This is a genomic window from Arcobacter venerupis (genome assembly GCF_013201665.1).
GTDB lineage: Bacteria > Campylobacterota > Campylobacteria > Campylobacterales > Arcobacteraceae > Aliarcobacter > Aliarcobacter venerupis.
Window position 1 is genome coordinate 2,201,028 of the sequence record NZ_CP053840.1, and the last position, 15,115, is coordinate 2,216,142.

Annotated in this window: 15 protein-coding genes; 4 read left to right on the forward strand and 11 right to left on the reverse strand. The window is 27.8% G+C overall.

The annotated features are described in order from the left end of the window. The 4 genes from AVENP_RS10950 to AVENP_RS10965 all read right to left on the reverse strand — a co-directional run bounded on the left by AVENP_RS10950 (nt 1) and on the right by AVENP_RS10965 (nt 2,772). Entirely contained in the window at nt 1-219 is a 219-nt protein-coding gene (locus tag AVENP_RS10950; protein ID WP_128359388.1) for a hypothetical protein, read from the reverse strand. 142 nt (nt 220-361) lie between these two features. Continuing rightward, a complete protein-coding gene (gene ybaK, locus AVENP_RS10955; RefSeq protein WP_128359387.1) occupies nt 362-829 on the reverse strand; it encodes a Cys-tRNA(Pro) deacylase in 468 nt (155 codons plus the stop codon). Beyond that, nucleotides 813-1,898, reverse strand: a complete 1,086-nt coding sequence (locus AVENP_RS10960) for a DNA alkylation repair protein (RefSeq protein ID WP_128359386.1) — start codon at nt 1,896-1,898, stop codon at nt 813-815. Before AVENP_RS10960 ends, ybaK begins: the two co-directional genes overlap by 17 nt. 7 nt (nt 1,899-1,905) lie before the next feature. Further along, nucleotides 1,906-2,772 carry a RhuM family protein gene (locus tag AVENP_RS10965; protein ID WP_128359385.1) on the reverse strand — a complete coding sequence of 289 codons (867 nt, stop codon included), beginning with the start codon at nt 2,770-2,772 and terminating at the stop codon, nt 1,906-1,908. 173 nt (nt 2,773-2,945) lie between these two features. Between AVENP_RS10965 and AVENP_RS10970 the strand changes: the two genes are divergently transcribed. Next, a complete protein-coding gene (locus AVENP_RS10970) occupies nt 2,946-3,476 on the forward strand; it encodes a hypothetical protein (protein ID WP_128359384.1) in 531 nt (176 codons plus the stop codon). Between the two features lie 720 nt (nt 3,477-4,196). Here AVENP_RS10970 and AVENP_RS16020 read toward each other — a convergent pair. Then, on the reverse strand, nt 4,197-4,331 hold the full coding sequence (locus AVENP_RS16020) for a hypothetical protein (RefSeq protein WP_268907621.1): 135 nt from the start codon (nt 4,329-4,331) through the stop codon (nt 4,197-4,199). 142 nt (nt 4,332-4,473) lie between these two features. On the opposite strand from AVENP_RS16020, the gene AVENP_RS10975 reads away from it, so the two are divergent. Together AVENP_RS10975 and AVENP_RS10980 are read left to right on the forward strand one after the other, a co-directional pair. Beyond that, nucleotides 4,474-5,340, forward strand: coding sequence for an AraC family transcriptional regulator (locus AVENP_RS10975; protein WP_172664294.1), 867 nt, complete (start codon nt 4,474-4,476; stop codon nt 5,338-5,340). Nucleotides 5,341-5,385: 45 nt separating this feature from the next. Next, a complete protein-coding gene (locus AVENP_RS10980; protein ID WP_128359382.1) occupies nt 5,386-6,597 on the forward strand; it encodes an HD-GYP domain-containing protein in 1,212 nt (403 codons plus the stop codon). Between the two features lie 432 nt (nt 6,598-7,029). On the opposite strand, the gene AVENP_RS10985 is transcribed toward AVENP_RS10980, so the two are convergent. The 3 genes from AVENP_RS10985 to AVENP_RS10995 all read right to left on the reverse strand — a co-directional run bounded on the left by AVENP_RS10985 (nt 7,030) and on the right by AVENP_RS10995 (nt 10,938). Continuing rightward, nucleotides 7,030-9,387: a TonB-dependent siderophore receptor gene (locus AVENP_RS10985; protein WP_228201886.1), complete on the reverse strand. Its 2,358-nt coding sequence runs from the start codon at nt 9,385-9,387 to the stop codon at nt 7,030-7,032. 93 nt (nt 9,388-9,480) lie between these two features. Then, nucleotides 9,481-10,464: a FecR family protein gene (locus tag AVENP_RS10990; protein WP_128359381.1), complete on the reverse strand. Its 984-nt coding sequence runs from the start codon at nt 10,462-10,464 to the stop codon at nt 9,481-9,483. Next, nucleotides 10,465-10,938 carry an RNA polymerase sigma factor gene (locus tag AVENP_RS10995; protein ID WP_128359380.1) on the reverse strand — a complete coding sequence of 158 codons (474 nt, stop codon included), beginning with the start codon at nt 10,936-10,938 and terminating at the stop codon, nt 10,465-10,467. A 160-nt stretch (nt 10,939-11,098) separates the two neighbouring features. Between AVENP_RS10995 and AVENP_RS11000 the strand changes: the two genes are divergently transcribed. Then, the gene (locus tag AVENP_RS11000) at nt 11,099-12,160 is read left to right on the forward strand and encodes an agmatinase family protein (RefSeq protein WP_128359379.1); all 1,062 of its coding nucleotides are present in this window, start codon (nt 11,099-11,101) and stop codon (nt 12,158-12,160) included. Nucleotides 12,161-12,196: 36 nt separating this feature from the next. On the opposite strand, the gene AVENP_RS11005 is transcribed toward AVENP_RS11000, so the two are convergent. The 3 genes from AVENP_RS11005 to AVENP_RS11015 all read right to left on the reverse strand — a co-directional run bounded on the left by AVENP_RS11005 (nt 12,197) and on the right by AVENP_RS11015 (nt 15,077). Beyond that, nucleotides 12,197-13,498 (reverse strand): 2-isopropylmalate synthase, encoded by a 1,302-nt coding sequence (locus AVENP_RS11005; RefSeq protein WP_128359378.1) that lies wholly within the window; start codon nt 13,496-13,498, stop codon nt 12,197-12,199. Nucleotides 13,499-13,676: 178 nt separating this feature from the next. Then, on the reverse strand, nt 13,677-14,462 hold the full coding sequence (locus AVENP_RS11010) for an AraC family transcriptional regulator (RefSeq protein ID WP_128359377.1): 786 nt from the start codon (nt 14,460-14,462) through the stop codon (nt 13,677-13,679). Nucleotides 14,463-14,501: 39 nt separating this feature from the next. Then, a complete protein-coding gene (locus AVENP_RS11015; protein ID WP_128359376.1) occupies nt 14,502-15,077 on the reverse strand; it encodes a superoxide dismutase in 576 nt (191 codons plus the stop codon). Nucleotides 15,078-15,115: the final 38 nt, after the last annotated feature.

The following is a 15,115-nucleotide window of genomic DNA, read 5'->3' on the forward strand; positions in this document are numbered from 1 at the left end:
TTATTCCTTTAATTTTTTATTACCATCAACGTTTGATTGTTCTTGTGTTCCTACATAATCAGTTGGAATAGAAGTGCTTTTTAAATAAGCAAAAATTCCACCAACAATTAACAATAAAATCACTACAAGTCTTATTGTATTTCTTTTTTGTTTTGATTCATTTCCATTATAATCATCAATTTTTTCTAAACTTGGTTCACCCTTATTTAATTTACTCATAAGAACTCCTTTATCTTTTTATAACTATAACTAATCTAAACTTAATCCCTATACCATAACTTAAAGTTATATTAAATAGAGTATAAACTTATTAATTCTAACTACTATATTTTTATTCTATTGTTTAAAAAAACTAATATTATCAAACTGTAACTTTATATATCTTTGCACTTAATAATTTTTCTAAATCTACTGGTTTAACCTCAATATCAAGACCACGTTTACCACCACTAATAAAGATAGTTTCAAAGCTTTTAACACTTTGGTCAAGAACTGTTTTTAATCTCTTTTTTTGCCCCAAAGGTGAGATTCCACCCAATAAATAACCAGTTACTTTTTGTGCTTCATCTTTATTTGCCATTACAGCTTTTTTAACACCAAAAGCAGCAGCCACATCTTTTAATGAAAGCTGATTTGAAACAGGTAAAACACAAACTGCTAACTCTTTTGGAGCGAGTTCCACAAGTAGAGTTTTATAAACTTGATTAGCATCTAAACCTAATTTTTCTACCGCTTCATCACCAAAATTTGTGCAAGCTGGGTCGTGGTCATATTTATGTATTTTAAAATCACATTTGTTTTTTTTAAGTAAATCAATTGCTGGTGTCATTTAAATAAAATTCCTCTTTTAAAACTTCAACACCATTTATCAAAATAGCAATAAAATGCTTTCCTAAATAGTGTTTTCGTGTTGTCATATTTTTAAAACTCTGTTTTTTTGTAAACTTTTTTGAAGATGATTTTATCTCATTTTGGCTTATCATAAAAACTTTTTTATTATGGATATTATTTGATTTTAGATAATAAATTACATATTCAACTCTAATATTTCCAATAATCTCATTTGAATTTATCTCAAATGAAAAAGTCAAATTTTCATCTACATTTACACTTTTATCATAACAAAAATTTGTGAGATTTATATGATGTGATTTAGAGAAATCAAACAAGTCCAAAATCTGCTTATCACCTTTTTTTAGAAGTGTTCGAGATGCGTGTTTACAAATCCAATCCAGCTCTTTTGTGCTTCCAAGATTTTCTTTTACAAACTCTATTACAAGTTCTGGATTGTCTTTTGAAATATCATTTAGATTATTTGCAACAGATTTCCTCACATATAAACTTTTGTCATTTTTTAGAAGCTCTAAAATTTCTAAAACTTTTGAAGGATTTTGTTTAAATTTTGGCAAAGCCACAGCCCAAGGAAGTCTTGGACGACAGCCTTCTGATGAGAGTCTGCGTAAATGTTCATTTGAACTTTGACTCCAAAGTTTCATTTGATCCATAGTTTCTTCTTCATACTTTAGAATAAACTGCCGAATAGCAAACTCACTACTAGAATCTTGTGTGAAAACTTCCAAAGCATTTAAAGACTCTTCTAAATCATCAAGGCCAAAAACCTCAACAAAATCTTGAAAAACCATAGCTTCAAGGCCACCAAAATCTTTTTTCACCTCTTTTAAAATCTCAACTTGTTTTTTGTATGTAAGAGGTAAATATTTATTTAAAGTAAGAGCAATATGTCTCATTCTGGCTTTTAGTTCTAACTCTTCCCAAGAAGCATCAAAAATAGAGTTTATAAAATTTTCTTTTTCGAAGTTTGAGTAAGTCAAAGAAAGTTTATTTGCAAGTTTTTCAATAAACTCTTTTGAATATAAATTTTTTAGTTGTTCTGCCATGTTATTCCTAATTAAGTTTTTTTATTAATTCATCAATATCAAGGTTTATCTTTGAAAAAGCAAACCATCTTTTACCAAGATCTTTGATACTTGCACCTATATGAAAAATCTCTTTTTTATCAATTATCAAAAACCTATCATGTGCATTTTGAAAATTTTTTAAAGTAATATTATCATACTGTTTTGAATACTTTTCAAAATCTAGTTTGAGTTGCTTTGAAATTGTATTTGTAAATATTGTCACTTTTATATGTGGAGTTTTTGAAAAAAGAGTCAAAGTTGTATCATCAATGTAATTATCAATAAGTATTATCTCATCTTTTGCTTTTTTTATTAAATCAGATACAAAACTATAAGCATCATAAACTTGCCCATCAAAAAAAATACCTTCTTTGATTTTCAAACTATTATCTTCAAATTTAACTGAGATATTATCAATTTTATTTTTTAAGATATTCACATCTTTTTCTAAAGAAACAAACCTTTCATTTGTGATTTTATCGCTATTTATTACATAAGCATTTTGAATATAATTTTTTAGAATCGTGGTTGCCCATTGACGGAATTTAATTGCTTTAACAGAATTAGTTCTATAACCAACAGCGAGAATAATATCTAAATTATAATGTTCAACATTTCTAAGAACATCTCTATCTCCTTCTTTTTGAACTATTTCCAAAATGGAAACAGTTGAAAATTGATTTAATTCATTGTCTTTATAAATATTTTTTATATGTTTAGAAATAGCTGGAATATTTACTCCAAAAACTTCTGATATTTGTTTTTGTGTAAGCCAAATTGTCTCTTCATTTACTGAAACTTTTAGTTCCAATTCACCATCATTATAAACTACAATATTAGATATATTATTCATAAAAATACCTTTTGAAATTAATTGATTTTGAACTATATCGTAAAAGATAATTTTGGGTTTAAAATATTACAGATTGTTATGTTTTGTTAGATTTTAAGATCTATATTCATTTTATTATTTTAAGGGTGTTTTATATAGAATGTATATTAAGAAAATTATTATAGGATTTGTAAATGACTGAAGGAGTTAATGCAGTTGGTGTAGCTAGTAGTTGGATTCCTGTTATTGGTACATTAAGTGGTGCAATTGTAGGATTTCTAGCCTCGTTCACTACATCTTGGTGGAATAATAAACAACTACTTATTAAAAGTAAAGAAGAGCGTAAAAGAGAAAAGTTAGAAGATGCATATAAAACATTAATTGCAATTGATAAAGATTATAAAGAATTATTGGGTCAGATTATAAACAATATCCATCATAATAAAGACATAATAGTAAATTCTCATACTGAAATTCCGCCATTAATCAAGTTTGAAATGCTTGTAGCTTTATATTTACCTCAATTAAATGTAGGCTGGCAAAAACTTATAAAATCTAAAGATGAATTTAGTGAGGAATATGCAAAAGTAATAGGAGAAAATTTTCAAACTAAACCATTGAAATTGAAACAAGAACTTACCATTAAATTTTTGTGTTTACATGGAAATATAATACAAAACATCACCTCATTACAAAAAGAAGTTGCAACGATAATAAAACCATAAATTTTAAAAATTGAGAGAACAAAATGCTAATTTTTATTTATTAATAAAAATCTCTTATTTAAATATTATTGCAACTTTAATTCATTTCTAAAAATATCTAAATATATTCGATTCTTCTCACTTTGTATGGACAAAGTAAGCAAAACCACCAACGGCTTCGAAGCCCTTTGGTTCCTTCACTTATTGTTTTATCTTTTCTGTCTTGCCTGTGTTTACACTCTCTTTGAGAAAACTCGTAAATAAATGTGCATTTAGCACATTTATTTACTCAAACAGTTGCAAGCCTTTTCGAAAAGAGAAAACAAACGTTCAGCTTCTGCAAATGTTGAAATATGGGATAAGGACATTTGCATTTTTGATTTTCTTTATTCTGAATTTCTTATAAACTCAATTTAAAAAAGATAGTTTGAACACTCGGGATTTATTCTGCCTTTGATGAAGCTAAGATTTTAGGCTTTTTTTTCGGTGAAAAGTGAGGACTGTTTGAGGAGAGAAAAGTGCTAAATGCACTTTTTCGACGAGTTCCGCAACGCAGAAAAAAAAGACTAAAATCTTAGGAAGCTTTGCCTTCATCAATTTGGCAGTCTTTTTTGCTTACTTTTTTGAGACCAAAAAGTAAGAAAAAGCGGAAACTTTCAAGTTTTCAAGAGAGCATATTAAAACATCCTAAAACACTATTTTCCTCTCAATCTCAGTCACATTGAAATACTATATATTTTCTCACTTTTGTATTATCGAAGAAAAGATAAGATTTACATCCTTTTTTGTTTTAAACTCTTTCTCTTTTGTTTTATTTCCTACTTTTAAAGTAAATAATAAACTTACAAAAATGAATAATATAAATAAAGTTCTCATTTTTACTCCTTTTTTAAATTATAAAATTTAAAAAGGGTTTTGTCTTTTTATTATGTTTGAATATATTTATCAAATCGTGCTATTATGTTTATACTATCTTGCTAATTCATAATTTTCTACTTAAAAAATGTTATTATCTTTTATGAAAAAAACAGTTACAACCAATGAACATAAACAAAGAATCAACGAAGTTCAATATCATATTTATAAATATCTTTCAATGAAACTAACAATTGAAGACTTAGCAAAAATTTCATCTTATTCTGCTTTTCATTTTCAAAGAATATTTAAAGAGATTACTGGGAAAAGTGTTAATACTTATATAAAAGATTTAAGACTTCATTGTGCTGCAAATCTTCTTGTTTTTAATCCAAAATCAGCAATTACAAATATAGCTTATGAGTGTGGGTTCAAATCTTCTGCAACCTTTAGCAATGAATTCAAAAAACTTTATAATTGTTCCCCAAATGAGTGGAGAAATGGCAAATATAAGAATCATAAACCAACAGAGTATGAGTTAAAAGAAAAAGAAGTAGACTTTTCAAAAATAGAGATTAAAAAAATACCCGAAATAAAAATCGCATATATAAGGCAACTGGGATTTGATAAAACCATAAAAAATACTTGGCAAAAACTTTTATTTCTTTTAGAAGAAGAGTTTAATATAAAAGAGCCAACAATGATGGCAATTCATCATAGTAATCCAAATATTACAGATATAGAAGAATATAGATATATCGCTTGTGTTGATTTAGAAGATAAAAAAATTGAACCCAAAGGTGATATTGGATTATGTTGTATCAAAGGTGGTTTATATGCCACAATAAGATTTCAAGGTAAATGTGAAGATGCTTTGACTTTATATCAAAAACTCTATTATCAATGGCTTCCTAGTAGTGAATTTGAAGCAGTTGAAAGTTCAGCTAGTGTTTTATATTATAAAAATAATTACTTAGATCCAAATGATGAATTTGATATGGAATTTAGAGTACCTCTTAGATATAAATAAAATCACTTGAAACATCTGTTATAATACACCAAAAATGAGATTACAATGAAATTTAACCTAAACCAATTCCTTTTAGCTTTATCCGATGCACTTGATTTTGTGGAGATAAATACCCTTGGAGCTACATCTTTTCACTCTAAAAGAGTTGCTTATATCGCTTTAAGATTGGCGGATTTTTATATATTAAATGATAAAGAAAAATTCGATTTATGCTCATTTTCAATACTTCATGACAATGGACTTAGTGAAGAAGCAACTGTTAATGAATTTGAAGATAATCCTAAAAAAGAAAACCATAATATTTTAGAACAGTATACAAAACATTGTGAAATTGGAGAAAAAAATATTATTGATTTTCCATTTTTATCAAATCACAAAAACATAGTAAAATATCATCATGAAAACTACGATGGAAGTGGCTTTTATAAACTAAAAGATACACAAATTCCCCTACTTGCTCAAATAATTGCCCTTGCTGATACAGTTGATAATATCTTTCATTTTGAGAACCCCTCAATTGAAAATAGAGAAAAAATTGTTAAGTTTATAAATGATAAAAAAGGCATTTATTATTCTGAGGAATTAGTAAATAATTTTAATACATTAGTGAAAAAACCTGCATTTTGGTTTGATTTACAATCTAATAATTTAGAAAAATTAGTTTTAAGTAAAATTGAAAATTTTACAATGAATATAGAATTAGAACAGTTAGTAAAATTATCTTCAATTTTTAGTACCATCATTGACTCAAACTCTGCATTTACATCTAGACATTCATCTGGACTTAGTGATAAGGTTGCAAAAATGAGTAATTATTATAAATATGAACATGAAAAAACTATGAGATTAATTATTGCTGCAAATTTACATGATTTGGGGAAACTTGCAGTTCCAAATAAAATATTAGATAAACAAAGTGCCTTAACACAAAAAGAGTTTGAGATTGTTAAATGCCACACCTATTACACAAGACAAGCTTTAGAAAAAATAAATGGTTTTGAAGATATAGTTGAATGGGCTGCAAATCACCATGAAAAATTAGATGGAACAGGTTACCCTTATGGTTTTGATGCTCAAAGATTGTGTTTTGATTCAAGACTAATGACATGTTTAGATATTTACCAAGCCTTAACAGAAGAGCGACCATACAGAAAAGGAATGAGCCATAACGATACTATGAATATCTTAAAAGATCATGGTTCAAAAGGTTATATTGATAATATTATTGTAAATGATATTGATAAGGTTTTTGGGTAAAAAAGCAGATTATCTATATCATATATGAATACCACGAATAGTGTAAATTTTACTATTTATATCTTCTAAAATCAGCCCCATCATAATAAGCTTTTTAGATTTTTTATAACTTTATCAAAAAAATTAGTTTTGATTTAAAATATTGCAAATTGAAATATATGTATAGAAATAGCATAAAATCCATAGCCTGTGGATTTAGAGTGAGAGACTAATTCATTCATAATTATTTATATGACAAGGAAACGAACACATAAATATAAATCCACTGCGCTATGAAGTTAAGTTTATAAGAGTTTATAAACTTAGGTATGGATTCCAAAATATCTGAAAATTTGATATTTTGTTTTGTTGTTAAATAATCAGTTTTTAGGAAAACTTAATATTTTGAAACCCATGCGTAAATTTATAAAGGAAGAAATCTTCCTTTATATTTTAAAAAGTGTATTTCATAGCAAGAGTAAAGTTTCTAGGATCACCATAAGAAACTTGGTTAAAAAAACCTATATTTGTATAATATTTTTCATCAAATATATTATTAACATTTAATTGAACTGATAAATCTTTATCAATTTTATATTTAGCCATAGCATTTACTAAAACATATGATTCTTGCTCAACTCCATTTTCATAAGTTTTTTCTCTCCAATTTGCTCCAGCACCTAAACTAAACTTATCCCAACTATATTTTGAAAAGACATTAAAAGTTTTTCTAGGGAAAGAAGTGTTTATTTTATTATCATCAGCATCTTTTGCTTCAAATTGAGAATATCCAACACCTAAATTCCAATTATCAGTAATTTCTCCATTTATATCAATTTCAAATCCTTTACTAGTAGTTCCTTCAGCTTCTATACTTGCTTGAGTTGTAGTACCAGGGATTAATGCACCACTTGGATCAGTTTGAGCTAATTTATCTTGTTCTATTCTAAAAACTGAAAAACTTGCATTTAATTTATCTTCAAAATATGCTGCTTTTATCCCTGCTTCATAATTTTTACCCTCAATTGGATTAAGATATTTTCCATTTTTATCTCTCTCACTTTGAGGATTAAAAATATCAGTATAACTTGTAAAAATTGTATAGTTATCATTGATGTTATAAACTAAACCTGCATAAGGTGTTAAAATATTATTATGTTCATAGTTTTGTTTTTCACCATAATTAAATGCATCTCTTTCCCAATTAGTTATTCTACTTCCTCCAATAAATTTTAAATCATCAGTTAAAGAGATTCTTCCAACTAGATAACCTGCTGTTTGTTTTACATTTGAATCTACAACTTGAGAAGATTTTCCCCATTTTGGTTCACTTGTTCCTTTATATGTATAAAAGTTATCTATATTTGAATTAAAGCTTCCTGCAATACTTGGAGTATTATAAGCTTCCAAATCTTGTTCGCTATACATAACTCCAGCAACTATTTCATGGTCCAATTTATTCACTTGGAATGGAACAGAAGTATAAATATCAACATTATGTTGCTTTTGGAAAGTTTCATATCCTTGAACAGCACTTGCTTTAAGTCCACTTCCAGTATTTTTATCTAAACTTCCACTAACATAAGAAAGTTTTGAATCTCCGTAATTATCAGAATATGAATATGCTCCATACAATTTTATATCATTATTGAAATAATGTTCAACATTTGTAAAATAGTTTTTATTTTCAGAAGACCAATATGTCCAATCTGAAGCAGTTGATTTTGATCTATCCCAATTTGTAGATGTTCCATCACTAAATTTTGAAGGTAATCCACCCCACATACTTCCTTTTGGGTCATTTTTTTGATAGCTAGTTCCTAAAGAAACTCTTGTATTGTCTGTTATATCAGCATCAACAACTCCATATAGAACTGTTTTTTTATTTTCATAATAATCTATAAATGATTTTTTTTCTTCATAACTTGTTGCAATTCTAGCTCTAACATTTCCTTTTTCATCAAGTGGTGTTTGAACATCTAAAGTACCTTTATATTTATCCCAAGATCCTCCTTGTAAAGAAACATCTCCTTTAAATTCTTTTGAATTTGCATGTTTTCTTACCAAATTTATAGCTGCACTTGGATTCCCAGCTCCCGTTAATAATCCTGTTGATCCTCTAACAATTTCAACTCTGTCATACATAGTTAAGTCTTGTGAAGTTTCACCTGTCATAAATCCACTTTCATAAGTTGTTGTTACTCCATCAATTTGATAATTATTAATTCCAAATCCTCTGGCAGAATAGCTATTTCTTTCACTATCCATATTATTAGAACTAAGTCCTGTAACACTATTTACAACATCTGTTATATTTTCTAAACCCTTATCTTCTATTTGTTGTTGAGTAACAACACTCACTGATTGAGGTGTTTCTCTGATTGATAAATCTAATTTAGTTGCAGTATTGGTACTTTTTGTAGTATAAGAACCACTTCCTTCTGTAGTTCCAATTGGAAGATAAATTCCCTCACTAACAGAAATTTCTTCTAAAACCGTTCCACTTCCAACAACTGCTTTTTTCTTTATAATAATCGCACCATCTTCAATAACAGCTTCTAAACCACTATTTTCTAGTACTTTATCCAAAGCATTTTTTGTTCCATTTATATTTTTGATGGCATTTGAAGTTTTGCCATCTAAAAGCGAACTATTTGCGATATATGGGGTGTTTGATTTTTTTGATATTAATTCAATTGCCTCTTTTAGAGATTGTTTTTCAATCGAATATGAAATATCATCAGCATAAACAGTTGTGCAGATAAGTAAAGCAACTACTGGACTTAACAAACTTTTCTTAAACAAATTCATCTAATCTTTTCTCCTTGTGTATTGTAAAAACAATTTCGATAATCATTCTTAATTACATAAGACAAAAAAACTATTGAAAAACGGACATGATTTTTAATTTTTTTTAGAAATTCTTATATTTTTATCATTTTTATCAACTTTTAGAGGATAAATTTTGCTAATTGTTTTTAAAAATATTTCCAATTGAGTTGAAGAAAACTCTGCAGTTATAAGATAATTTTCCACTTCTTTTGAGGAAAATGAAGTTGAAATATCATTATATTTTGAAAATTCATCAAAAGCATCTTTTAAACTTACTTTATTTAAACTAATTAAATTTTCTCTCCAAAGAGCTATCTTTTCTGGATTGATTTTTTCTTGATTATTTATATTTCCTTGAAAATTTGAATAGGTTATACTATTTTCTTTAGTAAGCAGTTTTTCATTTTGTTTATCAAAAAAATATGAAGAAAAATAAGTTTTTACAATACCCTCTTCCACATTTATAGTTGTAATATCTTTTTTATGTATTACTTCAAACTTTGTTCCAACTACTTCTATATTTATATCACCACTTTTTATGATAAATACTCTATTTTCATCTTTTGCCACTTCAAACATAACTCTTCCATTATTTAAAGTTACTTCTCTTTTTCCTTTATAAAACTCTATATTTAGATTTGTTTTTGCATCAATAAAGATATTTGAACCATCGGGAAGTTGTTGATTTGCTAGATTTGTTTTATCTGTTTGAAAGGTTTTTGAATATTGAACAGCAAAATTATTATCATAAATTTTAAAAGCTGAAAAACAAACTATTAGTAAAATTGCAGATGCACTTGAAAAATATCTTGTTTTTTCTAAAAATCTAATTTTTCTAGCTTCTTTATGGGCTTGCTCACTTAAAATCTGGGCATTTTCTTTTGATATTGATTTAGCCATTTGATGTACTAACTTCATTCGATTATATGCTTTTTGATGTTCTTGATTTGATTCAAGCCAATGTTTTAATTCTTGTTTTTCAAGCTCATTTAGACCCTCTTTCTCACAGGCAAGCCAATAAATTGCTTCTTCTTTGATTTTAGTTTTGATATTCACTTAAAATCCTCTCTTTTCTATTTCTTCTTCAACTTTTATGGTGGCTCTTTTTATGAGTTTTTCAACTGCATTTGAGCTTACTCCTAGGATTTGGGCTATCTCTTTTCTACTATAACCATCAATAGTATATAAAATAAAAGCTTCTTTTGCTCTTTGTGGTAAGTCGTTTATTATTTGCATAAAAATCTTTTCTTGGTCTTCTTGAATTAAAATTTCTTCTGGTTGTTCAGATATAGGTGAAAGATGGATGTTTTCTTCATATATGGTAGTTTGGAGTTTTTGATTTTCTAAAGCTTGATTTATAACTATATTTTTTGCTATTTTATACAAATATGCTCGTTCATTATTTATCTCAAATTTTTCTCTTATCTCAAGAACTTTACTATAAGTCTCTTGGATAATATCTTTTGCTTTTTCTTTATCACCTACTTGTTTTTGGGCAAAGTATATAAGTTCATTGTAATATTTGAGCATCCACATACCTAAAGTTTTTTGAGAGACATTATCATAATGTTTCTTAAAAATATTTTTGAAAATATACTAACATGACAGGTAAACCCAAAATTAACTTAACTATTTCCATATTTATCCTATAATTCAAAATAAAATAAATACAACACATTAGGAAAAACAGATGTCTTACAGAACCTTAGAAGAAGAAATAAAAGTATTAGAATTAGGATTACCTCCAATGGAAGGTGATGGTTTTATTGGGGGAAGATTAGACCCAAAAGAAGCTAGTTTAGTTTTAGTTCCAGTTCCTTGGGAAGCTACTGTTTCATTTGGGCAAGGAACGGCAAATGCTCCTGATGCTATTAGAATTACAAGTCACCAACTTGATGTTGAAACTTTTCACTATGTTAAACCTTATGTTGCAGGTATTGCTATGCTTGAAACTGATAAACATTTATTAAAATTAAGTCACAAAGCTAGAAAAAAAGCTTTAAAAGTAATTGAAGCACTTGAAGAGGGAAAAACAAATAAAAAAGCTCTGAAATTTGTAAATGAAGCATCGGCAATTTTAAATTCTTCGGTATATCAAAAATCTTTTGAGCAAATAAAAAAAGGTAAGTTTGTAGCAGTTGTTGGTGGTGACCACTCATCTCCACTTGGACTTATCAAAGCTTTAAATGATACGCAAACTGAATCTTTTGGAATCTTACACGTAGATGCTCACCATGACTTAAGAAAGGCATATGAAGGGTTTACTTACTCTCATGCTTCAATTTTTTATAATGCTATGAATGAGTGTGACAAAGTTTCAAATTTAGTTCAATTTGGAATTAGAGATTACAGCAGTGAAGAAGCAAATAGAATGAAAGAATATGGTCTAAAAGGTGCATGTTTATACGATACAGATATGCAAGCACAATTAGCTAGTGGTAAATCTTTAGAAGAAGTTTATGCTCCATACATCGAGCAACTTCCTCAAAATGTTTATTTATCAATTGACATTGATGGATTAGAACCACTAAACTGTCCAAATACAGGAACACCAGTTCCTAGTGGTTTAAGATATGGAGAGTTAGAACACTTGATATTTATGGTTGTAAAATCTGGAAAAAATATCATAGGTTTTGATTTATGTGAAGTTGGGGATAGCGAAGACGGATGGGATGCAAATGTAGGTTCTAGAGTTTTATATCAACTTTGTGGAGCATTATTGGCAAGTCAAGGTAAAATCGAATATAAATAAAATTAAAAGTAAGTTTTAAAACTTACTTTTAACTATTTAACTATTTAACTTTTTATATAGTTCGATTATTTCTTCTTTTTCTAACTCTCTTTTTAATTTATCAGATTCATCTTTTATAACTAAACCAAATTTTATAGCTTCATCTTTACTCATATTTACGCCTAAAAATTCACTTATTATAAAACTTGCTCCGCCTTTTCCTGATTGAGAATTTACTCGTATAACTTTTTCATATCCTCTTTTTATATCTTTTGGGTCAATTGGCAAATAGGGAACATTCCACTCTTGAGAATTTTGGGTTCTGTAAAAATCCATTCCTTTTTTAATAGCATCCTGATGTCCTCCACTAAAAGCTGTAAATATCATATCACCTACAAAGGGATGTCTTGGATGCACAATTAATCCAGTTTTTTCTTCATACATGGCTTTTACTTCATCAATGATTGATAAATCAAGTTTTGCATCAATGCCTTGTGAATAGATATTAAAAGCAAAATTTACTAAGTCCAAGTTCCCTGCTCTCTCGCCATTTCCAAATAAAGTTCCTTCAACTTTGTCTGCACCTGCAAGTACTGCTAACTCTGCACTTGCCACAGAAGTTCCCCTATCATTGTGTGGATGAACGCTGATGATTAAAGCTTCACGATGGTGTAAATTTTCACACATCCACTCTATTCTATCGGCATAAACATTTGCAGTACAAGCTTCTAGGGTATTTGGCAAGTTTATTATCATCTTTTTATCAATAGTTGGTTTTACTACATTTATAACTTCATTACAAATTTTTACTGCAAACTCTAAATCAGTTTGAGAAAAACTCTCAGGTGAATATTGATAAGTTACATTTCCTTTAAAATCTTTTGTTAATTCAACTAAATATTTCATTGATTCAACAGCCATTGAGATTATCTCTTCATCACTTTTTTGAAAAACCACTCTTCTTTGAAACTCATTTGTTGGGTTGTATAAATGAAAAATTCCATTTTTAACTCCACTCATTGCTTCAACACTTTTTTTAATCCACTCTTTTTTTGCAGGAATTAAAACTTGAATCGCTACATCATCTGGCACTAAATTTTCTTCTATTAATTTTCTAGTAAATGAAAAATCCGTATCACTAGCACTTGGATAACTCACTTCTATTTGTTTAAATCCCATTTTTACTAAAGTATGAAAATACTCTAATTTTTGCTCAACGCTCAAAGGATTTATCAAAGCTTGATTTCCATCTCTTAAATCAACACTGCAATATATTGGTGCTTGTGTGATTTGTTTATCTGGCCATTTTCTTGGGAAATTTTGCACAATAGGATATTGTTTATATTTTTTAAAACTCATGGTTTGCTCCGATTATTTATTTTATTTTTTAGATTGTATTTGATTGAATGATTAGAAGTTTAAGAGGAAGAGGAAAGAAAAAGAGATAAATTGTTTTGAAATATTTATACTCATGCAAGACTCCTTTTTTTAATTTTGCAAAGTATAACAATAAAAAAAGATTAAATCTTGTACAAAATTAACATTTAGGGAAAATATTGTTTTGATACTCTTTTGGAGTGATTTGAAAGATTCTTTTAAAACTTCTATTTAGATGGCTTTGGTCAAAAAAACCGCTGTTTTGTGCAACTTCAATAATGGGCATATTTGAAGATAATAACTCTTTTGCAAAATGCACTTTTTTATTTAAAATATATGAGTGAATCGGAAGTCCAAACTCTTTTTTAAATACTCGAATTAAATGAACCACACTTAAATCAAAACTCTTTGCTAAATCATCTAAGATAAACTCTTCAAGATAATTTTCATCTAAATATTTTTTGATATTTGTTGCCAAAATTGACTCTGTTTGTTCATTTGTTTGTTTTTGCTCAAAAGAAAAAAAAGTTAAACAAAAAGAGTAAAATATTTCCTCTTTTTCAATTAAAGATACTTTTTTATCCAACAAACAATCACATAATTTTATAAAACTTTTATAGATATTTTTTTGTTTGATTATTTCATAAAATGAGTTGAAATTTAGATTTATATTTTTTAAGTACTCTTTTTTTAAATACAAAACATATCCATCTTTTGATATTTCATTTGTTGTGGCACAGTGAGGTATATCACTATTAATAATGGCTATTTCATTTGTGATTAATTCAAAAGTAGTGTCATTAAATATCAAATTTAATGAACCTTTTTTTATGGCTGTAATAGTTAACTCTTCATGAATATGCATTTTTGTACATTCAGGAATATCTTGAACATATCGTAACTCTAGGAAGTTTAATTTGGGATTTTTAAAAATATCTGATTTCATATATGAAAAAGTATGGAAAGTTCCATACTTTTTATCTTCTTACGCTAGATTTTGCTCTACAAAATTCCAGTTAACAAGTTTCCAGAAATTTTCTAAATATGCAGGTCTTGCATTTCTTACATCAATATAATACGCATGTTCCCACACGTCACAGACTAAAATAGGTTTTAAATTATCTGTTAGTGGATTTGCAGCATTTGATGTTGTTACGATTTTTAAGTTTTGATTTTCATCTTGAACTAACCAAGCCCAACCAGAACCAAATTGTCCAATGGCTTTTGTTGTGAACTCTTTTTTGAACTCATCAACTGAACCAAAAGTTTTAACTAAAACAGCCTCAACTTTTGCTGGAATTGCACTTTGAGCAGGAGTTAAACCATTCCAAAAAAAGTCATGGTTGTAAACTTGAGCTGAGTTGTTAAAAATTCCTCCATCTGAATTTAAAATAATATCAACTAAAGTTGAATCTTCAAATTTTGTACCAGTAATTAAATTGTTTAAGTTATTTACATAAGTTTGGTGATGTTTTCCATAGTGAAACTCTAAAGTTTCTTTTGACATAAGCGGTTCTAGCGCATCTAAATCGTAAGGTAAAGTCATTAATTCGTGTTTCATTTTATATCCTTTAATAATATTTTTCCAACACCTCAGGA